Here is a 22,246-nt window from a genome sequence, read left to right as displayed (position 1 = left end):
GACTCGATCCTCTCAGGGAATCGAGCCTCCATCAGACCCGGAGCGGTTCAAAGCGCGGCCGTCTCCCGTGCCGTCATGCCTGCTGCCTCGCGCATCCTGCGCAGCTCGGCACCTAGACGCAGCTGCCGAGCAGTCGGGTGACTCCGCAACGCCATTCAGGGCTCCTCTGTTCAACTCGCCTGCCTGAGTGACTCGTTCGGGCGTCAGGTTACGACAACGACTTGCGATACCTAAATCTAGAGGTCTACCGTCGGTGACGCGTCGCACACGCAACGGAACCTCGGGGCTCCGAAAGTGCACCGCTCCGTCATGCCGTGACGGCTGCGGCCGAGCCATCGCCCGTCCACCGTTGCGCTTCTCTCCAACTCCCCTTCCACCAAATGGAGTTCATGCATGCCCAAACCCACGGACGAACCCTGGGAGTACACGCTCCACATCCCGCACGACGTCCGAGCGGTCACCGTCTGCCGGCGCACCTTGCGCCTGATCCTCACCATCCACGGACTCATCCGGCTCACCGAAGTCGCCGAGCTGCTGGTAACCGAGCTCGTCTCCAACGCCGTACGACACACGAAAGGGCCCGCGTCCCTGCGGCTGCACTGGCGGGACGGAGTCCTGCGCATCGAAGCTTGGGACGCCGACCCCGAACCGCCGCCCCCTCCACGGGAGTTGGCGTACGCCGTCGACGCGGAGGCGGGGCGCGGTCTCGAACTCGTCCGCGCTTGCGCCGACGACTGGGGCTGGCATCCGCTCAAGCGCGGCGGTGACAAGGGCAAATACGTGTGGTGCGACTTGAGGGCCGCGTAGGGCGTTGAGCACGTCGGGCCAGTCCGTGACCGGCAGCACCCTGACGAAGGCCGGGCCGTTCGATTCGTGCGGAACGGCCCGGCCATCGTCGGGGTGTGTCAGCGGTACCAGCGACAATCGCCGCCCTCGACGATCGCGTGGATCGACGTCCTCCGCCGCGCGATCACCGTCAGGTCGACAGAACACGACGGGGCTTACCAGATGCCTTCGATGACCTCGTCGAGGATGAGATTCCACTGCGACTGGTCGTCCTCGAAGGGCGTCGCATCAAAAGCGCGAATACGTGCACGCAGTTGCTCGACTTGCTCCTCGATGTCGGCGTCATCGTCTCGTTCGTGTTCGTCGAATTTCTTGAACAGGTTCAGGGCATGCACGAGAGATTCGACGTCGCGGTGGAGCGGGGTGTAGGCGCTCAAGGGTTCGTCCTCGCCGAATTCGTATACCTTGCCGGTGTGGGGGGCAAGGGCGATGAGGGAGGCTGCGAAGTAGCCGAGAACGAGCCATGAGTGGCATTCCTCGGGCAGGGTTCCGTCCTCGGGTCGGAACCACTCGGTCAGGAGGATCGACTCGTCCTGGCCGACGCTGGCCTTGGACTTGAATGACTCGTCGTGCGGGAGTCCGACCTGGCTGAGGAAATCCGCGGTTCGTGTGTCGAGTTGGTTGTCGGGGGACTCGTAGCGGGGAAAGTACACGACGCCCGACAGGCCGAACGTGCTGAGGAGTTCGTCCGGTGTGACAGCGAAGCTCATTGTCGTCGAGGGCGTCGTAGACGGTGGTGATGGAACACAGCCGGCTTCCGTGGTTCTCGAGTTCGCTGAGCGGCAGCGCGAGGTCGGGCTTGCCCGGCCTTCGCCGGGGTGTGTCAGCGGTTGATCGACTGGATTTCCTGGACGTTCATGTCCTGGGTCGTTTCGAAGGTGCCGTTCGGGAGGTCGCCGCCTGTGCCTCCGGCGCCTTCCCAGGTGATCTCCCAGGTCACCGAGGCGGACAGTTCGTACGGTTCGCCGTTGGTGGCCCGCAGGTACCTGATGCCGCACGGTGGGGTCTTCTCGCCGTCGCCCGTCCTGTACGGGGTGCCGATGGAGCCGTCGTCGTTGATCTCGCAGTCGCCGGAGGCGGGGAAGGTCTCGGCGTCCTCGGTACCCGGCTCCAGGTGGAGGGCGACCGGCTTGGCGGTCGTCTCCGCCCAGAGGTTGGTGTTGGGCAGCTCGGCGCGGACCTCGACCTCCTGGAAGGTGCCCTTGTCCAGCCAGACCCAAGTGGGCAGGTTCACCGTGGACTTGGCTTCCGGCTTCAGCTCGATCTCGGTATCGGGGACCTTCACCTTGTCGTAGGCGTACTCGGCGAGGGTCTGCGGCGTGGGGGTGTTCGGTACGTCGGGGATCTCGCCGGCGTCCTGCCAGAACATGACGCGGTCGCAGTTCCACGACTCCGGGTCGGCGGTGTCCGGTGCGACGCCGCGCCAGAAGTAGCCGTCCTGGCCGAGGTTGTAGTTGTCGTAGCCCTTGGCGGTGGACAACTCGTCGTCGTTCCAGTTGGTGGCGTCCTTACCGTCCCGGTAGTGGTCCGTCCACAGCCCCTCGCCGTACCAGGACACGTGAGGGCTGACGTATCCCTGGCCGGACGTTTCCGAGAACTCCTTGAGCTGTTCCGGAGTGAAGACGGGCTCATACCAGCAGGGCGGCGGCTCCCAGTTCACGTCCGTCGACGAGATGCTGCCGCTGTTGCCTCCGGTGGAGCCGCTGACTTGGGTGATCTTGATCCTGGAGTGGGTGGCAGAGGCGAAGATGTTGCCGTTGGCGTCGGAGTCGCCGCCCGTCTCACCTTCGTGTCCCGGCTCGCCGAGGGCGAGGGCCGGTGATGGCGCCAGCGCCGCTGTCAGCGTCACAGAAGCAAGCAGACCTCCGAGAGCCTTGCGAGGAGTGGGCATGATCAGCACGCTCCCGGTTCGGTCTCGACGGTCATCGTCTTCCAGACGCCGTTGGCTTCCTTTCCTAGGCTCGTGCGGTATTGCACTTTTGGGGACTCGCCCTCGGGGGTTCCTGCGGTCTCGCTCGTCTTGAGGTTCTTGCTGTAGCCCTTGCTCTCGTCGACGCAGTAGAACAGCGTGGCACGCGTCTTGTTCTTGCCCAGATAGGTCACCTCTGGGTCGTAGACCTTGACTTCGCCGGTGATTGTCAGCCCCTTGTAGCCCTTGACCCAGGCGGAGCCGGTGCTCATCGCCGCCTGCCCGCTGTAGAAGGACAGAGAGTCGGCCTCGGGATCGCCGGCGATGATGGCGGCGTACGAAGCCCGGAGACGTTCCTTGCCGTCATTGAGCACGGTCTGGAGCTCGGGGTCGCTGTTCGTCCAGCCCTCGAAGTTCGCCTGGAAGCTCTCCGGAAGCTTGATGGCAGGTCGCTCCGCGTCCGACGCCGCGGAAGCGGAGGCCGAAGGCGACGGGCTGCTCGATCCCGTATCCGCCCCCTTGATGTCCTCCGGTGAAGACGATTCATCACCCTCACCACAAGCTGTGAGTAGCAGCGCCGCAGTCGCGGCGAACGTGGCGGCTATGGGCACGGAGCGGCGGGCCACGGGTGAACTCCCCCTGTGTCAGGCGTCTCTGGCGTGTGCAACAGAGAACGAAGCTATCAGGGGCAAGTAGCGTGTATCGAAGCGGCGATGGGGGATTGTGTGGGGATCGTGAGATGTGTGACGTGACAGTTGCGAAGTGGCTCACATCTCGGATGTGGTGCGGTCGGCCACCGGTTGCGCAAGTCGGGCTTAGGGGGCGGATGGCGAAGAAGCGGTCGGCTCGAAAGCCCTCGTCCACTGCCCGACCTTCGACACCCTCTTTAAGATCTCAGTAGGCTCACTACACTCCCGCACTCCTCCCTCCACACACGACATCAGGACACCCGCCATGGCGCGACGCACCACTTCCAGCTCGACGGGCAGTTCGCCGGGTCCGCGGAATCGGACGCCGCAGCCTTTGCCTCGACGGAGGCGTACGTTCGGGGATTTCATCAAGGCATTCTTTGCCTTTGTTGCCCTGATTGTCCTTTTGGTGGGAGTGCCCGGGGCGCTGGCCACGCAGATGGGGTGGCCGCTACCCAGCGGGAGTCCGAGTCTGGACTGGCTTCGGCAGCCGATCACGGCCGGCACGTTTCTGAACGTGCTGACCGTCCTCGTCTGGTTTGCCTGGGCTCAGTTCACCGCGTGCGTGCTGGTGGAGATGAAGGCCGCCCTGTCCGGTGTCGGGGTGCCGAACCGGGTGCCCGGTGCCGGGCCGAGCCAGTTGCTCGCGCGGCAGCTCGTCGCCGCGTTGTTGCTGGTCGGCGCGACCGCGGCCAGCTTCGCGCCCGGACTCTCGCAGCTGGGGCAGCAGTTGCAGGAGAACCAGCGGCCGACCGTCGCCGCGGCGCAGCAGACGCCCGTCGGTCTGCTGGGACAACAGGAACAGGCCGCCTCCAGTGCCGCCGCCGCGCTGGCCGAGCAGGCCGTGAACGCCGCGCACGCCGCCGAGAGCGGGCGCACCGCCGACAGCGGCGACACGAAGTACTACCGGATCCAGCCGCCGGAGGGCCGCCATCACGACTCGCTCTGGGAGATCGCCGAGCGGCATCTCGGGGACGGGCGGCGGTACAAGGAGATCTACCAGCTCAACAAGGACCGCGCGCAGCCCGACGGTTCGAAGCTCTCCGAGGCCAGTCTCATCCGGCCCGGCTGGATCCTGGAGATGCCCGGCGACGCCCGCGGCGGCGACCTCGTCGAGATGCCCGACGAGGCCCCGCAGGTGTCGAAGGAGGTCCAGCAGCAGATCTCCGACTACTCCAGGACGGGCGACAACCATCAGCAGCAACAGGGCGGCAGTGGGGCCGCTGATCACGACACGGCTCGCATCACCGTTCCCGAGCAGCGGCCCGCCCCGGACCAGGGTCAGCAAAGCCAAAGTCAAAGCCAGGGCCGGCAAGGGCAGGAGCACGCCACTCCCGCCGCCGAGGCCGGAGACGACGGCGGCTTCGGGCTGCCGCAGGCTCTTCTCGGCGCGCCCCTCCTCGCCGCCGGGCTCCTCGGTGCCCTCGGGCGCCGGCGCCGGCAGGCGCTGTGGCAGTCGGCCCTCGGTGCCGTCGGCGGGCGGCGCGGCATGATGGAGCCGCCGACGCCCACCGGTACGGCCGCCGATGTGCAGGACGCGTTGCTCGTGGGGGCCGACCCCGAGGGCGTACGAATCCTCGACCGGTCGCTGCGCGGGCTCGCCGCCGCGCTCGCGGAGGAGTCGCGGCCGTTGCCGACCGTGTACGCGGCCTGGATGAGCAACGGAGATTTGCATCTGCAACTGGCGCAGCCCGCCGGAAGGCCGCCCGTGCCGTGGCAGCTCGGGCAGGACCAGACGTTCTGGATGCTGTCACGGGCGGACGCCGAGCGGTACGAGGACGTCGACACGGCGGCCCCGTACCCCGGGCTCGTCAGCCTCGGCACGATGGATGACTCGCGGCTGCTGCTCAACCTGGAGTCCGTGCCCGGCATCGTCTCGCTCAGCGGCAGCGAGGAGGACCGGGCGGGTGTGTTCGCCTCCGTGGCCGCCGAGTTGGCGACCAACGGCTGGTCCGACCGCATGACGATCACCCTCGTCGGCTTCGGCCAGGACCTCACCCCCCTCGCGCCCAACCGGCTGCGCCACCTCGACGACATCGAGGCGCTCGTCGAGACCATGGAGGCGGAGACCCGACAGCGGCGCGGGGCGCTTGGTGCCGCCGGTCACGACTCCGTCCTCACCGGGCGTACGGGGCCCGCGCAGCACACCCGTTGGGCCCCGCACCTCGTACTCCTCGCCGCCGAACCGTCCGCCGAGGACGCCGTCAAGCTCGCCGAACTCGCCTCCGACGCAAGCCGGTTGGGCATCGGCTATCTCGTCGGTACGGAGTCGGGCGATCTGCCCGGAGCCGCCTGGGAGATGGAGATCACCGGCGAGGGCAAGCTCCTCGCGCCGCTCCTCGGGCTCGAACTCGACGCGCAGCTGCTGCCGGTGGCCCAACAGCGCGCCGTCGTCGAGCTGTTCGTCGAGGCGGATCCCGAGCGCGGGGACAACGGTCCGGCCTCCGACCCGCCGTTCCTCGTCGACATCAGCGAGCAGGGGCGGCCGGCGGTGTACGCGCGACTCGTCGGCCCGTACGAGATCATCGGCCTCGATACGCCGGACGGTGAGCGCAGTCCGCTGCTGCACGAGGCCTTGGCGTTGTTGCTGCTGCACCGGGAGGGCGTGCATCCTCGGGTGCTGTCGTCCGCGCTGTGGCCCCGCGGGGTCACCGAGGATGTGCGGGACGCGCTGGTCGAGCGGCTGCGTGCCTGGCTGGGCAATGATCCGGACAGTACGCCGCGACTTGGCACCGACTCGACGGGACGGCTCAAGCTGGCGAAGTCGGTGGTGTCCGACCTGGATGTGCTGCGGTCGCTGTACCACGAGGCGACTCAGGGGCGCGGGGTCGACAGCCGGGCTGTGCGGGGGCGGCTGCTGACCGATGCGCTGGTGTTGGTGCGGGGGCCGTTGCTGGCGGAGCGGCCCGCGGGGCGGTACGGGTGGCTCACTCACGAGATCATCGATGCGCAGCTTCCCTTGCTCGTCGCTGATATCGGGCTGGCGCTGTCCGCGTTCCATCTTGAGAAGAACCGGGCGGGGAAGGCCATTGAGGCGCTGAACGCGGCGCTCGGCTCCGCGCCGGGCGATGAGCGGTTGTGGCATGAGTTGCTTCGGGCCACTCATGCCACGGGGGACGAAGAGCGGCTTCAGAGGCTTGCGGCGGACCTGGTGTCTCGGAGTGGGGCTCGGGGGCTGCCGCCGCGGACTGAGGCCTTGTTGGATGAGTTGCTGCCCTCTTGGCGGAGTGGTGTTGCGGCTGTTGGGTGACAAGTTGCCCGGAGCTTGTGGCTGTGCCCACCCGTTCCGCCCTGCGGAACGACTGCCCACAGCGGTAGCGGATCGCTCGCCCACAGCGATGCGGTAGTGGCAGGGAGCCTCTCGTGGAACTCGCGTTGATCCTCGGTGCCGCCCTCTGGGGCGGCCTCGCCGGGATGTTTGTGCCCCGCGCCGCCTATCGGCTCTCCGTCGAGCCCGAGGAGGAGTGGCGAGCGCAGTGTCCGGATGGGCATGACATCCGCGGCTGGGTGGGGTGGGCTCGGTGTACGGGGCGGGCGTATGGGCCCAGTACGCCGCTCGTTGTCGTCGTCACCGCGCTGGTGTGTGCCGCTCTTGCCGCTGCCGCCGGTACTCGGCCTGAGCTGAGCGTATGGCTGCTGGTTGCGCCCTTTGGGGTGTTGCTGACCCTTGTGGACTTCTCGGTGCATCGGCTGCCCGACGTCGTGAATCTGCCCCTGGCTGCCGCCGTGCCGGGGCTGCTTGGGGTCGTGGCGCTGGTGCCGGAGAACCACGGTGACTGGACCCGCGCGCTGCTCGGCGGGCTCGCGTACGCCGGGTGGTTCTTCGTCTGTTTTCTCATCAATCCGAACTGGGTGGCCTTCGGGGATGTGAAGGTCGGGCTCTGGCTGGGGGCCGCCCTCGGCTGGTACGGGTGGGGGGTACTGATCCTCGGTGCCTTCGCCGGGTTCTTTCTCGCGGGGTTCTACGCGGCCGGGCTCGTCGTTACGCGCAAGGGTGGGCGCAAGACCGCGGTGCCGTACGGACCCTTCCTCATCTCCGGCGCCTTCGTCGGCACCCTCATCGGGGCGCTCGCCGCCTGACGTCGGGTGATCCAATCGTCTGGCGTACGCTGGATCAGTCCGCCCACCCGTCTCCCACCACCACCCTTATTTCGAAGCGCTTCGCGCCTTTCCTATCTCCTGCCGAAAGGGACCCTGCGGTGACCGAGAAGGCCGACCTTCAGTCCGTCCTCGACCGTGCCGCCGAGGGTGGGCGGATCACCCCGGAGGAGGCGCTCGACCTCTACCGGGACGCCCCGCTGCACGCGCTGGGCGCCGCCGCCGATGCCGTACGCCGCCGCCGGTACGCCGGTACGGAGCACATCGCGACGTACATCATCGAGCGCAACATCAACTACACGAACGTATGCGTCACGGCCTGCAAGTTCTGCGCCTTCTACGCGCCGCCGAAGGCCACCGACAAGGGCTGGACGCGCGATCTGGACGACATCCTGCGGCGCTGCGCGGAGACCGTCGAGCTCGGCGGTACGCAGATCATGTTCCAGGGCGGGCATCACCCGGACTACGGCGTCGAGTACTACGAGGAGCACTTCGCCGCCATCAAGGCCGCGTACCCGCAGCTCGTCATCCACTCCCTGGGGGCTTCGGAGGTCGAGCACATGGCCCGTATCTCCAAGGTGAGTGCGGAAGAGGCCATTTCGCGGATTCACGCCGCCGGGCTCGACTCCTTCGCCGGCGCCGGTGCGGAACTCCTCCCCGCGCGGCCCCGCAAGGCGATCGCCCCGCTGAAGGAGAGCGGTGAGCGCTGGCTGGAGATCATGGAGGCCGCCCACCGGCTGGGTGTGGAGTCCACGTCCACGATGCTGATGGGTACGGGCGAGACGAACGCCGAGCGCATCGAGCACCTGCGGATGATCCGTGACGTACAGGACCGGACGGGTGGCTTCCGGGCCTTCATCCCGTACACGTACCAGCCCGAGAACAACCACCTCAAGGGCCGTACGCAGGCGACGATCTTCGAGTATCTGCGCATGATCGCCATCGCGCGGCTGTTCATGGACAACATCGCCCATATCCAGGGGTCGTGGCTCACCACCGGCAAGGAGGTCGGCCAGCTGTCGCTGCACTACGGGGCGGACGACCTCGGTTCGATCATGCTGGAGGAGAACGTCGTCTCGTCGGCCGGCGCCAAGCATCGCTCCAACCGGCTGGAGATCATCGACCTGATCCGCAAGGCGGGACGCGTACCGGCCCAGCGGGCGACGACGTACGAGCACCTCGTCGTGCACGACGACCCGGCGAACGACCCCGTCGACGAGCGGGTCCAGTCGCACATCTCGTCCACGGCGATCGCGGGTGGGACGGCCCATCCCGAGTTGAAGCTCCTCGCCTCCAACTAGCTTTCCTGTGCTGACGATTCACGCCGCGGACGAGCTCCGCCACACCTGGGACGATCCCGCTCCGGTCAAGGACGGAGCCGTCGTGGTGGAAGGGGCACGGGTCGCGGCGACGGGTTCGCTCGCGGACCTCCAGGAACGCTTCCCGGGCGCTCGCGTACGGCGGTGGCCCGGGGTTCTCGGGCCCGCCCTCGTCCACGAGGGGCCGCTGCCCGGGGCGCCGACGCCTCGGGAACGGGTGCATGCGGTGCTGAAGCTCGGTGCTGTGGCGGTTCTGGAGGAGTACGCCGGTACGGCCGAGCTCCGGGCTGCCGCCGAGCGCAACGACGTCGTCGTGCTCGCGAGCGCGGTGCGACGGCCCGCGGTCCTGCAGACCGGGCGCGCCGACCTCGCCGTCTTCGACGAGACCGGCGCGTGTGTCGCGACCGTCTGCGCGGGGCGGCTGGTGCATCGGCGTAGATAGCAGTCAGGCAGACGGCGGTCAGCCCGAGAACGCTTCGGCGAACGCGCCCGAACGCTGCTTGATCCCGCTGCAGTCGGTCTGCGCGACGTTCGCCTTCGCCTTGCCGCGCGCGCACTGCCGGTCACGGGCCGCCGCCCACATCGACACCCACGCCACGTCCTTCTCCTCGGCGAACGAGCGGACTTGGGCCGCGTCGGACAACGTGAACGTCTCGTTGTCGACGTCGTTGACGCCGATCATCGAGGTGAGCGCGAGGGCCTTCCAGGCGGCCTCGGGCGAGAGGCCGAAGACTTTCTTCAGCTGCTTGTGGGTCGCCTTGGCCGCCTTGATGGCGTAGGTGCCCATGTCGTCGTCGTACGAACTGCCGTAGTTCATCGTCATGATGTTGACGGTGGAGACCCGCACGCCGCCGGCTTTGGCGGACTTCAGCACGGCCAGGCTGTCCTTGTTGAGGCCGTGCGGCATCACGGGCAGCGTGAAGGACACCCGGACCTCGGGGCGCTGCTTCTGAAGCAGGGCGATCGCCTTGGAGCGCACGGCGACCGACTTGGAGTCGGACAACGGGGGGCCCTCGATGTCGAAGTCGGCCTCCGTCGCACCGGCGGCGTCGAGCGCGGCCGCGTAGGCGCCGGCCAGCTTGGAGACGCTCTTGCAGGTCGTGGCGAGCTCCTTGCCGGAGGCGCCGCCGAAGGAGACCCGCACGCTGCTGCCGGACGACTTCAGCGCCGAGATCCTGGACTGCACCGACGCCTTACCGATGTCGTACTTGCCCCACGTCGGAGTGCAGCCGCCGCGGCCGGCGATCACGAAGGCCAGGTTGTACGTCGACGGGGAGCCCGCCGATTCGGTGTCGGAGGCCGCGGTGGCGCTGACGTACGGGGCGTACGCGGGACTCGGCAAGGGGCCAGGTAAGGACGTCTCCGGCGGCGACTGTGACGGCGGTTTCGACGGGGGCTCCGGCGAGGTCTCCGTGGGGGAGGCGGGCGTTCTCGGAAGTGCGGGGGCCGCCTGCGAGGGTGACGGGTCCGAGGAGCACCCGCTACAGGTCAGCGCCGTCGCGAAGACGAGCCCGGCAGCCGGTTTCAGGAGACTTTTCATTGCGCATCCACCTCTCTCCCGTGACGTACGTCGGAGATCGGGCAACGTCTCACAAGCGGCCGGTATTCACGGAACGCGGCGGAGCCGCACAATGTCAGGGCCGCGCCCCTTACAGGGCGTCACCGTAAGGGGCGCGGGGACCTCCCGGCTTCAGCCGGGTGGGCGCCTCAGCACTGGCGGGTGGCCGCGCAGCCGATCAGGTCGGGCTTGTCGAGGCGGTCCAGCTGGCCGAGGCGGCTGAGTGCCGAAAGCAGGCAGAGCTGTAAGCGGGAGATTCCGCCGAGTTTGGTGCGCATATTGGAGATGTGGAATTTCGCGGTCCGCTCGGAGATATTCAGTTCCCTGGAGATGTCCAGGGTGGACGGCGCGGTGTGCAGCAGTGCGAAGACGACACTCTCCTGGTCGGTCAGTTCAGGGATGCGCCGGGCCGCCCGGCTCATTACTTCGGCATCCGTGCGCCGGCCAAGAGGCGGATTTGGTTCCAAGAGTTCTGGCACGTGAACTGAACCCCCCCGGTTTCAGCCAGTTGAGCCGCCCAGCATACCCGTATTTACGCGCCAGTAAGGCTCGCCGCGAAACGAAGCCGATCTTCGTCCTGTTTCTGCACCAATTGCAGAGTTTCGGCATTCTTGTCGATGAGCTGCCGCTGATAGGCGGATTCCACCGCGTACGTCACGCCGACCAGGTTGACCTTCTCCTTGCACGCGACATCGGCCTTGGCGGCGGTGACGGCCCGGGACGACGACAGCTCGTCGTCCCGCAACCCGAGCTGACTGGCGACTCCGGCCGGGTTCGACACCGTATAGCCGCTGTCTTTCATGCAGGACGACCACCGCTGGAACACCTTGCGGACGCGCGAGTCCTCACGCGACCTCGACTGTGCCTCGCTGACGAGCTGGAAGACGAAGAGCGCGTCGACGCTGTCCGGGGTCGGGGCGTACAGCTTCAGGAACGACTCGCGGATGCAGCCGCCCGCGGGGATCGCCTCGCCCTCGACCTTGGTGGTGCCCTTGCCCTTCTGCTGGGCGGCCTCGGCCTCCTGCTGGCTGGCGGGCAGGTCCTGCGGCTTCCCGCCGTCGGGCCCGTACAGAACGAGCTTGCCGGTGCCGCTCAGTTCGGGCTGCGTGGGAGGAGTCCGGGTGCTGCCCGCACTGTCCGGCCTCGCGTATCCGTACGTGGCGGCGGTTTCGGGGTCGGACACCCCGTAACGGCGGGCGTTGTCGGCGGAATCGCCCGGCGTCACGGGGGTGGCGGGTGCCTGGAAGGTGAAGCCGTAGCGGGCCATGCACCGGTTGGTGAGCACCTGCTGGGCGCGGGTGAGCACCCGCTGTTCCGTGGTGGAGCGCTCGTAGGCGTCCAGAGGGAACTTGAGTTCCTGGGTACGGAGCTTGACGGGCGTCGATGCCACGGTCGGCTCCGAAGCGGAGTCGTCGGAGGAGCCGGCGCCGGAACCGGCACAACCGCTCAGGGTGAGGGCGGTGAGCAGGAGGAGCGGAAGGCCGGTCCGGCTGTGGCCGTGCGGAGCGGGCAAGTCGAATCCTTCAGACCTGTAGGTCGGTTACTCGGTTCACTCGGTACTCAGTCGCCGAAACGGGCCGAGGAGATCTCGTTCTTGAAGTCGCTGGAGGCGTTTCCGGCGTAACCGGAGGGAATGACGCCCTTCGCTCCGTCGAAGTCCCTGTCGGTCCACACCTGGTAGTCGAGCAGCGAACGGTTGCGGTAGGACGCCGTGTTGTCGTTGACCGTCTCGCCGCGTCCCGCGCAACTGGCAGGGCCCTTGAAGTTGTTGTTACCGAAGGTGCTGTCGTCGTACATCATGTCGTGGACGCAGCCGACACGCCCCGAGTTGTAGTAGAGGCCGAACTCGGAACTCTCCAGCGTGCCGTTCTGTGGTGTGTTGGCCGCCGCCGAACCCGTGGCCGCGAGCGTGAAACCGCCGAAGGCGGCGACGGTTACGGCGAGGGCGGCGATGCGACGGGCGGTGCGGTGTTCCTTGTTCACGGTCACGTCCTTCTTCGCAGATGGCTGGAATCGCGTGCGCCGATGTCGGCCGGAACATGGCCAGGTCGGCAAATGGCAGTAGATCAAGGGCTGTTGGGGAGGTCTACTGTTCTTGGGGACAGTAGACGTACACATGTGCGACGCCGTATTTTCCGGCTGTATCCCACCGTGCGTGCCCTGGAGCCCCCACATGACCATTGCTGTCTCGTTGCGCTCAGGCGCGGCGGTCCTGGCCCTCGCGGCCCTTTTGACCGGATGCGGCTCCGGCGACGAACCGAAGGATTCGGCCTCGCCGGGCATGAGCGGTGAGCAGAAGGCGTACTACACCTGTCTGCAGGACCAGGGCGTGGCCCTGGAGGACCGTGACGACGGGCAGTTGCGAGTCGACAAGGACAAGTACGACGCGACGGTCGCCGGCAAGGCCGAGCGGGCGTGCGCGGATCTGCTCCCGGACGGGGTCACAGCCGTCGACTCGGAGACCCTCGCGAGCGAGCGGAAGTTCGCCGCCTGCGTACGCGAGAACGGATTCCCGGCCTATCCCGACCCCGACCCGACCACGGGTGAATCCAAGCCGAGCAAGGACCTCACCCGGGCGATAGAGCAACAGGACCCGGACTACCTCGCCGCCCGCGACAAGTGCGAGCCCGGGAAGGACAGCGGGGGCCGTGCTGGAGGCTGAGCCGGTGGTGGAAAGTGAGTCGGCGGGCCTGGACAACCAGGACGAGGCGTCACTCCCGGAGATGCCGGCCGCATCGGCCCCGGCCGCTTCCCACGCTCCCCGGACCGGGCTCGCCGGGCGCCGCCGGGCCGTCGTGCTGATCGCGCTCGCCTCGGTGCTGCTGGCCGGGGCGGGGGTCGGAGCCGCCGCGTTCGTGAAGTCGCCCGCGCAGGTGGCGGCGGACGCGGGGGCGCCGGAGCCCGATGTGCTCACGGCTCCGGTGGACTTCCGGGTTCTGGAGTCGTCCGTGATCGTCCGGGGCAAGGTGACGGCGGGCCAGAGCGTGGAGGTGGCACCGCAGCCGGCGGGAGACGAGAGCGCCGGACGGGCCGTGGTGACCAGGATCGCCGTGCGCGAGGGGCAGCAACTCAGCCCCGGAAAGCTGCTGATGGAGGTCTCCGGCCGACCCGTGTTCGTACTGCCGGGCACGCTCCCCGTCTACCGCGATCTGAAGCCCGGCTCCACCGGGAAGGACGTGACACAGCTCCAGAAGGCGCTGCGGTCGCTCGGACACGGCACCGGCAGCGACCCGGCGGGGACCTTCGGGGCGGGTACGACTGCCGCACTCGGCGCGTTCTACGCGGCTGTCGGTTATGACCCGCTGCCCGCCCTGGACGACGACGGCGAAGCGCTGAAGGCGGCTCAGGAGGCGGTGTCGGCAGCGCGGCGCGCCCTGGAGGACGTACAGGACGGCGCTTCCGCGGACGACGGGGAAGCTTCGGGGAGCGACAAGGAAGTGCGGCCGTTGCGGCCGTCGGGAAGGGAGCTCGAGCGGGCTCGCGAGGACCTGGCCAAGGCCCAGCGGGAGTACACGGACGTACGGGCGGCCTCGGGTCCCATGCTGCCCGCGGGCGAAGTCGTCTACCTGCGCGGCTTCCCGGCCCGGGTGAGCGCGGTGCAGGGCACGGTCGGCTCGGTCGTGGAGGGCACCGTCATGACGCTCACGGCAGGAAAACTCGTCGTACGGGCCCATGTGATGGAGCATCAGAAAGGGCTCGTACGCAGCGGACTGCCGGCCGTGATCCTCTCGGAGCTCAGCGGGGTGACCGCGCGCGGCAGCGTGAAGTCCGTCGCCACCTCCCCGGACACCGGCAACTCCGCGACCGGGAGCGGCGAGGGCGGCGGTGAGGGCGAGGCCGACAGCGCGGGTGGCGAAGTGCAGGGCTACCTCATGGAGGTCGTACCCGACAAGGCGCTGGACGCCCGGCTCACCGGCGAGGATGTCCGGGTCACCGTCGCGGCGGCCGCCACCGACGGAAAGGCGCTGGTCGTGCCGGTGACCGCGCTGTCCTCCGGTGCCGACGGCCGGACCAGCGTGACGGTGCGGGAGAGGTCGGGGACGCAGCGCCGGGTCGAGGTACGGCCCGGTACCTCCGGGGACGGGTTCGTCGCCGTGACCCCGGTCGGGGGCGGTTCCCTGGCCCGGGGCGACCGGGTTGTGACGGGCATCCGGGGTGGGGCGGCGGATACGGGCGGTGAGGGGTGACAGCGCCCGTCATCGAGTTCCGAGGGGTGGCGCTGACCTATCCGGGGCCGCCGCCCGTGGAAGCGCTCAAGCCGTGCGAACTCACCGTGGAACAGGGCGACTTCGTCTCCGTGACCGGACCTTCCGGGTCCGGCAAGTCCACCTTTCTGAACATCGCGGGACTGCTGGACGCCCCGACGGCGGGGACGTACCTCCTCGACGGCATCGACATCGGCACGCTCCGGGAGCAGGAACGCACGGCCCTGCGCGGTCGGCGTATCGGCTTCGTTTTCCAGTCCTTCCATCTGCTGCCGCACCGTTCCGCACGGGAGAACGTCCTGCTGGCCATGGTCTACAACGGCATCCCCCGCGCCGAGCGCGACCGGCGGGCCCGCGAGGCGCTGATCAGGGTCGGCCTCGGCCACCGTGTCGACGCGCCGCCCACCCGGCTGTCCGGCGGCGAACGGCAGCGCGTCGCCATTGCCCGGGCGCTCGTGGCCCGCCCGGCACTGCTCTTGTGCGACGAACCCACCGGGAACCTGGACACCGGCAACGCCGCGACCGTACTGCGGCTGCTGCGCGAGCTGAACGACGACGGCATGACGATCGTGGTGATCACCCACGATCCGGAGGTGGCCGCCTGCGGACGCCGTACGGTGGCGATCCGGGACGGGGTGCTGACCGAGAGGTTCGTGCGGGACGGTGCAGTGACGGAGAGGTCCGCGTGAGGCGCCGCCTCGCTCAGGCCCGCGCCAAGCAGGCTGGGCGAAGTCCGTTGTGGTTCGGCCGCGCCCCGAAGGGGCGCGGGGCTGTGACATATGCGGCTCCGCCGCGTGGGCGCGAACAGCCACGATGGCGCCGCAGACGATCGACGGCACATCGCGGCCCCGCGGCGGAGCCGCATATCGACACAGCCAGCGGAGCGCTCAGGCGCAGCCGTCCGGCCGAGGTGCAGCCCAGCCGGCTGCACCCGCGCGACTTGCTCTCCGAAGCCCTGGCAGGAATGCTCCAGCGGCCCGCCCGGTCCGCGCTCACCGCGCTCGGTACGGTGCTGGGCGTCGGCACGTTCGTCGCGGTGCTCGGTCTGACCGCCACCACCTCCTCGCAGATCGACGCGCGCTTCAACGCCCTCACCGCGACCGAGGTGACGCTCCAGGACATCGCGCGGGAACAGAACGAGTTCGCCGGCCCGGCCTTTCCTGCGGACGCGGACAGGCGGATCGAGCAGCTGGGCGGCGTACGGCACGCGGGCGTGTACTGGCCGGTGCGGCTGGCACCCGGCACCGTGGTGCGCTCCGCCCCGGTGGGGGACGGCGGCGGCGAGCCCGTCGACGTGACAGCGGCGTCCCCCGGCGTCCTGGAAGCGGCCGTCCCCACCCTCGCCCAGGGCAGGCTCTACGACGAGTACGCGACGCGCACCGCGCAGCCGGTCGCGGTCATCGGCGAGGGCGCCGCCGCGCGACTCGGCATCACGACGCTCGAGACACGGCCCGCCGTCTTCATCGGTGACCAGCCGTTCACCGTCACCGGCATCATCGCCGACACCGAACGCAAGGCCGACCTGTTGATGTCCGTCGTGGTGCCGCGCACCACCGCGGAACGGATCTGGGGCGAGCCCGAGGCCGGTGCCGCGAGCATGCTGATCGCCACCGACCTCGGGGCGGCCCGGCAGATCGCCCATGAGGCACCCACCGCGCTCAGGCCCGATCACCCCGAGTACGTCAAGGCCGTCCCGCCGCCCGATCCCCGGACGCTCCGCAGTGGGGTGGGCGGCGATCTGGACCAGTTGTTCCTGCTGCTCGCGGGCATCTGCCTGGCGATCGGCGCGGTCGGGATCGCCAACACCACCCTGGTGGCGGTGCTGGAACGGACTGCGGAGATCGGGCTGAGGCGGGCACTGGGAGCCCGGCGACGGCACGTCTCCGCGCAGTTCCTCGCGGAGTCGGGGGCTCTCGGGGCGCTCGGCGGACTGGTCGGCACCTCGCTGGGCACCGTGACCGTCGTATGCGTCGCCGTGGCCCGGGACTGGACACCCGTGGTCCACCCGGCCACGGTCGCGGCGGCCCCGGTGATCGGGCTGGTCACCGGTGTCGTGGCGGGGCTCTACCCGGCGTGGCGGGCCTCGGGCATCCAGCCGGTGGAGGCACTACGGCGCTGAAGGGTGCCGCGGTCCGGTGATGGGACCCGGTGATCCGGACGGGCTACCGGGACTGGTGATCAGGACGGGCCGGGACTGGCGGTCCGGACCGGCGACCGGACCCGGTCATCCGGGCCGGGCAGGCCGGGCGTCCCGGCTCTGTCCTCGGCTGCCACAATGGGCCCGTGACCCGCGCTTCCCTGAACAAGCAGCCGCACGAAGTCGCCTCGATGTTCGACGACGTGGCGGAACGGTACGACCTGACGAACGACGTGCTGTCGCTCGGCCAGGACCGGCGGTGGCGCAAGGAGGTCGCGAGGGCGGTGGACGCGCGGCCCGCGCAGAAGGTGCTGGACCTGGCGGCGGGTACGGCCACCTCGTCCCTGCCCTTCGTACGGACGGGGGCGTACGTCGTGCCGTGCGACTTCTCGCTCGGGATGCTCAAGGTCGGCAAGAGGAACCACCCCTGGCTGCCGCTGACGGCGGGCGACGCGACGAGGCTGCCCTTCAAGGACGACACCTTCGACGCGGTGACGATCTCCTTCGGCCTGCGGAACGTACAGGACACGGACGCGGCGCTGCGCGAGCTGTACCGGGTGACCAGGCCGGGCGGACGCGTGGTGATCTGCGAGTTCTCGCACCCGACTTGGGCGCCCTTCCGTACCGTATACACGGAGTACCTGATGCGCGCGCTGCCGCCGGTCGCGAGGGCGGTGTCCTCCAACCCCGACGCGTACGTCTACCTCGCCGAGTCCATCCGCGCCTGGCCCGACCAGCCCGCACTGGCGGAGCGCCTGCGCAAGGCCGGCTGGTCGAAGGTGGCCTGGCGAAATCTCACGGGCGGGATCGTGACGCTGCACAGGGGCTTCAAGCAGAGCTGAGCGGGCGAAATTCGGTGCTGCACCGCGCCCCTAAAGGAGGCCGCAGGCCTTCCTTTAGGGGCGCGGGGAACTGCGCGACCAGCCACGACGAACCCGCAGCTCCGAAACCGCCTTACCCGCGGAGCGCTTGTCACCTGAGGACCTCGAACGGGTCACCCGGTTCATCGAGTTCGCGGTACAAGCCCCCCGCCGGCGGGTGAGGGAGCCGCGGCTCCCTCACCCCCGCGCCCCCGCCGCCTTCTCCCTCACCGAAGTCGAACCACACGGTGACGACGGCACCGCGTGGCACCGCGGTGCCGGGCAGCGGGTACTGGCGTACGACGTAGTCGACGACGGTCAGATGGAAGTCGGGCCGGTCGGGCGCGGCGAGCATCACGCCACGTGCCTCGGCCGTCTCGCGCGCGTCCACGGCCATCAGACCGACGAGCCGCGGTACACGCACATCGGGTGGTTTACGCACAGACGTCACCCCCAGCGGTACCGGAAGAGTAAGCCCTGCCGCCCGCCGCCGGAAGCCGGGCGCCGCCGGCAAGGCGTCACCCGGCCACCCGGTCGCGGAGGCCGACCCGGCAGGCGTCACCGGCTCAGACGGCTCTGACAGCTCAGAGGTCCAGCCGGTAGCAGTGGCCCATCTGCTGCGAGGCCGGTGAGGTGAACCTCTCGGCGAGGGTCATACCGAGGCGTCTGGTCACCGCGATGGAGCGTTCGTTGCGGGAGTTGACCATCGCCACCGCGCTGGTGACGCCCGCCGCCCGCAGCCGGTCGAGCGTGCTCCACGCCGCCGCGGTCACGTACCCCTTGCCCCAGTACGCCCGTCCGAGCCGCCACCCGATCTCGATCTCGCCCTTCGGACCCCAGGCGTGCGGCCACGGCTGGGCGCCCGTGAAGCCGATGACGTCGTCCTTCTCGTCGAGCATGGTCCAGAAGCAGAAGCCGTACTCGGCGTCGTGCCGGCGCTGCCGCGCGGTCAACTCCTCGTAGACGGACAGCTCGGCCGGCTTTCCGCCGTGGAACTCCATCACGTCCGGGTCGTCGAAGATCCGGTGCCAGGCGATCGCGTCCTCGTCGGTGGGGACGCGCAGTCGTACCACGGGGGAAGGTCGGTTCATGGAGCGGCCCTTCAGCAGGGTGATCAGTACCGCTGAATAGACTGCCCATGTCCAGTGCCCGTCGGCACGTTGATTTCGAGTCTTGGGGAGACCCCGCCGTGACCGAGTCCCAGCCCCTCTCCGAACACACCGCCGATGTGATCGTCGTCGGGGCCGGGCCAGCCGGTTCCACCACCGCGTACTACCTCGCGAAGGCCGGACTCGACGTCCTGCTCCTTGAGAAGACCGCGTTTCCGCGCGAAAAGGTCTGCGGCGACGGGCTGACGCCCCGCGCGACCAAGCAGCTCGTCTCGATGGGCATCGACATCTCCGAGGAGGCGGGCTGGCTGCGGAACAAGGGGCTGCGCATCATCGGCGGCGGTGTCCGCCTCCAGCTGGACTGGCCGGATCTCGCCGCCTACCCCGACTACGGACTCGTACGGAAGCGGGACGACTTCGACGAGCAGCTGGCGCGGCAGGCGCAGAAGGCGGGCGCGCGGCTGTACGAGCGCTGCAATGTGGGCGCTCCGATCATCGACGACCGCACGGGTCGCATCACGGGCGTGCACGCGAAGCTCGGTGACGTCGACTCGAAGGAGAAGCGCGAAGTCACCTTCCACGCCCCGCTGGTCGTGGCGGCCGACGGCAACTCGACACGGCTGTCCCTCGCCATGGGTCTGCATCGGCGCGACGACCGGCCGATGGGCGTCGCGGTGCGTACGTACTTCACGTCCCCGCGCCATGAGGACGACTACCTGGAGTCGTGGCTGGAGCTGTGGGACCGGCGCGGTCCGGGCGAGGACCGGCTGCTGCCCGGCTACGGCTGGATCTTCGGCATGGGGGACGGCACTTCGAACGTCGGCCTGGGCGTCCTCAACACCTCTTCCTCCTTCAAGGAGCTGGACTGGCGTGAGGTCCTGAAGGCCTGGTGCGCGTCGATGCCGGAGGAGTGGGGCTACACCCCGGACAACATGACGATCCCGATCCGCGGCGCCGCCCTCCCCATGGCCTTCAACCGCCAACCGCACTACACCAAGGGCCTGTTGCTCGTCGGCGACGCGGGCGGCATGGTGAACCCCTTCAACGGCGAGGGCATCGCGTACGCCATGGAGTCCGGCCAGATCGCCGCCGACGTCATCGTCCAGGCGCACGCCCGGTCGACCCCCGCCCAGCGTGAACTCGCCCTCCAGCGCTACCCGAAGGTCCTCAAGGACACCTACGGCGGCTACTACAACCTCGGGCGCGCCTTCGTGAAGCTCATCGGCAACCCGAAGGTCATGAAGATCGCGACGCAGCGCGGACTGACGCACCCCGTGCTGATGAAGTTCACGCTGAAGATGCTCGCCAACCTGACCGACCCGACGGGCGGCGACGCGATGGACCGCATCATCAACGGGCTGAGCAAGGTGGCCCCGAAGGCGTAACTCCGAGGCCGGCCGGGAGGCTGGCTGAGCGCGCGTCTAAGGGCCGCTTCCCCCGCTGGGGAGGCGGCCCTTCAGCAGCGTGACCGGAGGGTCAGAGGACGCGCACAGCGCCGCTCGCCGGGTAGCCCGACAGGTCCTGGATGACGACGCCCTTGCCGGGGTTCGCGGCGTCCAGGTACTTGCCCCCGCCGATGTAGACACCCGTGTGGTACGCCGAGCCCTTGCCACCCCAGTACAGGATGTCGCCGACCTGGATGTCGGACAGCGGGACGTCGGTCCCGACCGTCGACTGGTCCTGCGAGACGCGCGGCAGGTCGACGCCGACCTGCTTGAACGCGGCCTGGACCAGGCTGGAGCAGTCCCAGGAGTCGGGACCCGTGGCGCCCATGACGTAGGCGTCGCCGACCTGTGCCTTGAGGAAGCTGATGACCGTACCGACGCTGCCGCTCGCCGGGGCCGGGACATCGGTCTCGGTGGAGCTCGAGGGCGCGGAGGCGGTCAGGGTGGTCCGCTCGGAGGCCCGTGAGGCGGCGGTCTCCGCGGCGGCCTTGCGCTCGGCCTCGGCCTTCTTCTTGGCCTCCGCCTTCTTCTTCGCGTCGGCGAGGTCGGCCTTGGCCTGCTTGGCCGCCTTGGCGGCGGCCGCGTCACGCTCGGCCAGCAGCTCGTAGTCGGCGGCGGCCTGCTGGGTGGCAGCTGCGGACTCGGCCACGGTGGCGGACAGGTCCGCCGTGAGCGTGGGCAGTTCGATCGTCTGGGTCACGGGCTCGGCCGCGTTCGCCGATCCGGCCGCAGCCCCCACTGCCAGGGTGCTGAGGACGCCACCGGCAACTCCGGCGCGCATCGCGAGCGTCGAACTGCTGCGAGGCCGGGGTTTCCGGTGGCTGCGTATGTGAGCGGTGTGGGACATGAGTCCAACCGGTATCAGGGGCTCCTCCATATCTTCAAGAAACGTGTGGTGCGCCACAGTTGTTCAATGGGCCGCCAAAATCCCGGGCGCGGCGTTCTTTATTGACGCCGTATCGGGCATAGCGGACACCGCCCACCGGGCTCCTGAACAAGGCCTTTTCGCATTACGTCCGAATTGCCCGCCGCCTACCATTCGTTGAGGCCGATGGCCAAGCCCCGTTTGTGCGCACCGGCCTCGAGTGTGACGCAGGTCACGGAGCGGCCGCTGTGGCGGATGCGTCGCACACGCCAGCCGGATCCGCGACAACTCTTGTGTCTCAGTCGGATCTCAAGTTCGTGTTCCGTTCGTGAACGGATGCACGCACTCCCGTCTGTCCACACCGGTGGCCCAACTCCCCCCGAGGTGTGAACGAGCTCCTCTAGCAAGCGTTGGTGTCCAGCGCCAATTTGCTTGTGGCTGCAGCCTCTTGGTAATGGGCCGCACTGCTGGACCTGCGTTAACGAGCGAAATTGTCACTTCTGGTGATCACTCGGACGCCTCCTGAGCGAAGGTCACTGCGCCTCCGACTTCATGATCGATCGCCAGGTGGTGGAGATCACAAAGGCGTTGTCGTACCCCGTGTCGCAGATCACAGACCGGCGGGCATAAGATGCGTGGCAGTTGGGCTTGTGACCTGCTTCACATGTACGCGATCTTCGTGAAGCCGCACGGGGCTTGTGAGTCTCGGGAAGCTGACGGAGCCTGTGAGCTTCGTGGGGCGGGCGAAGTCCGACGAACCTCCCCAGCCTCCGGCCGGGGGGACCCCCGCAAGCAGTCAATGCCGACTGAGAGGAGCGAGGAGCGGTGAACGCGTATGCGCCCATCCTCGTACTGGGAGCCCTCGGGGCAGGCTTTGCGATCTTCTCCGTGGTCATGGCCACGCTTATCGGTCCAAAGCGGTACAACCGGGCCAAGCTCGAGGCTTACGAGTGCGGTATCGAGCCGACCCCCACGCCGGCCGGCGGCGGGCGGTTCCCCATCAAGTACTACCTGACGGCGATGCTCTTCATCATTTTCGATATCGAGATCGTCTTCCTCTATCCCTGGGCCGTCACCTTCGACGCCCTTGGGGTATTCGGGCTCGTGGAGATGCTGCTCTTCGTGCTCACCGTCTTCGTCGCGTACGCGTACGTATGGCGGCGCGGCGGCCTGGAATGGGACTGAACCCCGGATAGGGGACAGAGG

Annotated in this window: 22 protein-coding genes and 1 pseudogene; 12 read left to right on the top strand and 11 right to left on the bottom strand. The window is 68.7% G+C overall.

The features are described from left to right. Positions 1 to 50: 50 nt before the first annotated feature. Positions 51 to 155 (bottom strand): annotated as a pseudogene (locus IEZ21_RS43730) (transcriptional regulator); the annotation flags it as partial. Positions 156 to 393: 238 nt separating this feature from the next. Here IEZ21_RS43730 and IEZ21_RS43725 point away from each other — a divergent pair. Beyond that, the gene (locus IEZ21_RS43725) at positions 394 to 807 is read left to right on the top strand and encodes an ATP-binding protein (protein WP_189327365.1); all 414 of its coding nucleotides are present in this window, start codon (positions 394 to 396) and stop codon (positions 805 to 807) included. A 194-nt stretch (positions 808 to 1,001) separates the two neighbouring features. On the opposite strand, the gene IEZ21_RS43720 is transcribed toward IEZ21_RS43725, so the two are convergent. From IEZ21_RS43720 to IEZ21_RS43710, 3 genes are all read right to left on the bottom strand, one after another. Continuing rightward, a complete protein-coding gene (locus IEZ21_RS43720; RefSeq protein ID WP_189327364.1) occupies positions 1,002 to 1,556 on the bottom strand; it encodes an SUKH-4 family immunity protein in 555 nt (184 codons plus the stop codon). Between the two features lie 113 nt (positions 1,557 to 1,669). Continuing rightward, positions 1,670 to 2,737: a hypothetical protein gene (locus IEZ21_RS43715; RefSeq protein ID WP_189327363.1), complete on the bottom strand. Its 1,068-nt coding sequence runs from the start codon at positions 2,735 to 2,737 to the stop codon at positions 1,670 to 1,672. 2 nt (positions 2,738 to 2,739) lie between these two features. Next, the gene (locus IEZ21_RS43710; RefSeq protein ID WP_189327362.1) at positions 2,740 to 3,381 is read right to left on the bottom strand and encodes a hypothetical protein; all 642 of its coding nucleotides are present in this window, start codon (positions 3,379 to 3,381) and stop codon (positions 2,740 to 2,742) included. A 328-nt stretch (positions 3,382 to 3,709) separates the two neighbouring features. Here IEZ21_RS43710 and IEZ21_RS43705 point away from each other — a divergent pair, with 328 nt between their 5' ends. The 4 genes from IEZ21_RS43705 to IEZ21_RS43690 all read left to right on the top strand — a co-directional run bounded on the left by IEZ21_RS43705 (position 3,710) and on the right by IEZ21_RS43690 (position 9,303). Further along, positions 3,710 to 6,694 carry a BTAD domain-containing putative transcriptional regulator gene (locus IEZ21_RS43705; RefSeq protein ID WP_189327361.1) on the top strand — a complete coding sequence of 995 codons (2,985 nt, stop codon included), beginning with the start codon at positions 3,710 to 3,712 and terminating at the stop codon, positions 6,692 to 6,694. A gap of 113 nt (positions 6,695 to 6,807) precedes the next feature. Beyond that, entirely contained in the window at positions 6,808 to 7,524 is a 717-nt protein-coding gene (locus tag IEZ21_RS43700) for a prepilin peptidase (RefSeq protein WP_246568813.1), read from the top strand. 119 nt (positions 7,525 to 7,643) lie between these two features. Further along, complete coding sequence (mqnC, locus tag IEZ21_RS43695) at positions 7,644 to 8,843, top strand: cyclic dehypoxanthinyl futalosine synthase (RefSeq protein ID WP_189327360.1); 1,200 nt, start codon at positions 7,644 to 7,646, stop codon at positions 8,841 to 8,843. Between the two features lie 7 nt (positions 8,844 to 8,850). After that, entirely contained in the window at positions 8,851 to 9,303 is a 453-nt protein-coding gene (locus tag IEZ21_RS43690) for an imidazolonepropionase-like domain-containing protein (protein ID WP_189327359.1), read from the top strand. Between the two features lie 18 nt (positions 9,304 to 9,321). Here IEZ21_RS43690 and IEZ21_RS43685 read toward each other — a convergent pair whose 3' ends face one another. From IEZ21_RS43685 to IEZ21_RS43670, 4 genes are all read right to left on the bottom strand, one after another. Further along, positions 9,322 to 10,401: a chitinase gene (locus tag IEZ21_RS43685; protein WP_189327358.1), complete on the bottom strand. Its 1,080-nt coding sequence runs from the start codon at positions 10,399 to 10,401 to the stop codon at positions 9,322 to 9,324. A gap of 167 nt (positions 10,402 to 10,568) precedes the next feature. Beyond that, on the bottom strand, positions 10,569 to 10,841 hold the full coding sequence (locus IEZ21_RS43680; RefSeq protein ID WP_189327357.1) for a LuxR C-terminal-related transcriptional regulator: 273 nt from the start codon (positions 10,839 to 10,841) through the stop codon (positions 10,569 to 10,571). Between the two features lie 110 nt (positions 10,842 to 10,951). Next, positions 10,952 to 11,932, bottom strand: a complete 981-nt coding sequence (locus IEZ21_RS43675; RefSeq protein ID WP_189327356.1) for a hypothetical protein — start codon at positions 11,930 to 11,932, stop codon at positions 10,952 to 10,954. 47 nt (positions 11,933 to 11,979) lie between these two features. Further along, positions 11,980 to 12,402, bottom strand: a complete 423-nt coding sequence (locus IEZ21_RS43670; RefSeq protein WP_189327355.1) for a hypothetical protein — start codon at positions 12,400 to 12,402, stop codon at positions 11,980 to 11,982. Between the two features lie 190 nt (positions 12,403 to 12,592). Between IEZ21_RS43670 and IEZ21_RS43665 the strand changes: the two genes are divergently transcribed. From IEZ21_RS43665 to IEZ21_RS43645, 5 genes are all read left to right on the top strand, one after another. Continuing rightward, on the top strand, positions 12,593 to 13,081 hold the full coding sequence (locus IEZ21_RS43665) for a hypothetical protein (RefSeq protein WP_189327354.1): 489 nt from the start codon (positions 12,593 to 12,595) through the stop codon (positions 13,079 to 13,081). Then, complete coding sequence (locus IEZ21_RS43660) at positions 13,068 to 14,606, top strand: efflux RND transporter periplasmic adaptor subunit (RefSeq protein WP_246568811.1); 1,539 nt, start codon at positions 13,068 to 13,070, stop codon at positions 14,604 to 14,606. Before IEZ21_RS43665 ends, IEZ21_RS43660 begins: the two co-directional genes overlap by 14 nt. After that, positions 14,603 to 15,313 (top strand): ABC transporter ATP-binding protein, encoded by a 711-nt coding sequence (locus IEZ21_RS43655; RefSeq protein ID WP_189327353.1) that lies wholly within the window; start codon positions 14,603 to 14,605, stop codon positions 15,311 to 15,313. Before IEZ21_RS43660 ends, IEZ21_RS43655 begins: the two co-directional genes overlap by 4 nt. A gap of 176 nt (positions 15,314 to 15,489) precedes the next feature. Continuing rightward, positions 15,490 to 16,743: an ABC transporter permease gene (locus IEZ21_RS43650; protein ID WP_373302373.1), complete on the top strand. Its 1,254-nt coding sequence runs from the start codon at positions 15,490 to 15,492 to the stop codon at positions 16,741 to 16,743. Positions 16,744 to 16,907: 164 nt separating this feature from the next. Next, positions 16,908 to 17,603, top strand: coding sequence for a demethylmenaquinone methyltransferase (locus IEZ21_RS43645; protein WP_189327352.1), 696 nt, complete (start codon positions 16,908 to 16,910; stop codon positions 17,601 to 17,603). 130 nt (positions 17,604 to 17,733) lie between these two features. Here the strand turns inward: IEZ21_RS43645 and IEZ21_RS43640 are convergent, their stop codons facing one another. After that, entirely contained in the window at positions 17,734 to 18,045 is a 312-nt protein-coding gene (locus tag IEZ21_RS43640; protein WP_189327351.1) for a PASTA domain-containing protein, read from the bottom strand. Positions 18,046 to 18,205: 160 nt separating this feature from the next. Continuing rightward, positions 18,206 to 18,712, bottom strand: coding sequence for a GNAT family N-acetyltransferase (locus IEZ21_RS43635; protein WP_189327350.1), 507 nt, complete (start codon positions 18,710 to 18,712; stop codon positions 18,206 to 18,208). A gap of 98 nt (positions 18,713 to 18,810) precedes the next feature. Here IEZ21_RS43635 and IEZ21_RS43630 point away from each other — a divergent pair, with 98 nt between their 5' ends. Continuing rightward, positions 18,811 to 20,115 carry a geranylgeranyl reductase family protein gene (locus IEZ21_RS43630; RefSeq protein ID WP_189327349.1) on the top strand — a complete coding sequence of 435 codons (1,305 nt, stop codon included), beginning with the start codon at positions 18,811 to 18,813 and terminating at the stop codon, positions 20,113 to 20,115. A 91-nt stretch (positions 20,116 to 20,206) separates the two neighbouring features. Here the strand turns inward: IEZ21_RS43630 and IEZ21_RS43625 are convergent, their stop codons facing one another. Continuing rightward, positions 20,207 to 21,052, bottom strand: a complete 846-nt coding sequence (locus IEZ21_RS43625) for a C40 family peptidase (RefSeq protein WP_189327348.1) — start codon at positions 21,050 to 21,052, stop codon at positions 20,207 to 20,209. Between the two features lie 813 nt (positions 21,053 to 21,865). Between IEZ21_RS43625 and IEZ21_RS43620 the strand changes: the two genes are divergently transcribed. After that, on the top strand, positions 21,866 to 22,225 hold the full coding sequence (locus tag IEZ21_RS43620) for an NADH-quinone oxidoreductase subunit A (protein WP_033319564.1): 360 nt from the start codon (positions 21,866 to 21,868) through the stop codon (positions 22,223 to 22,225). Positions 22,226 to 22,246 lie beyond the last annotated feature (21 nt).

The sequence above is a fragment of the Streptomyces flaveus genome (genome assembly GCF_014647675.1).
In the GTDB taxonomy this organism is placed as follows: Bacteria; Actinomycetota; Actinomycetes; order Streptomycetales; family Streptomycetaceae; genus Streptomyces; species Streptomyces flaveus.
This window is presented reverse-complemented; position numbering and strand designations above follow the sequence as displayed.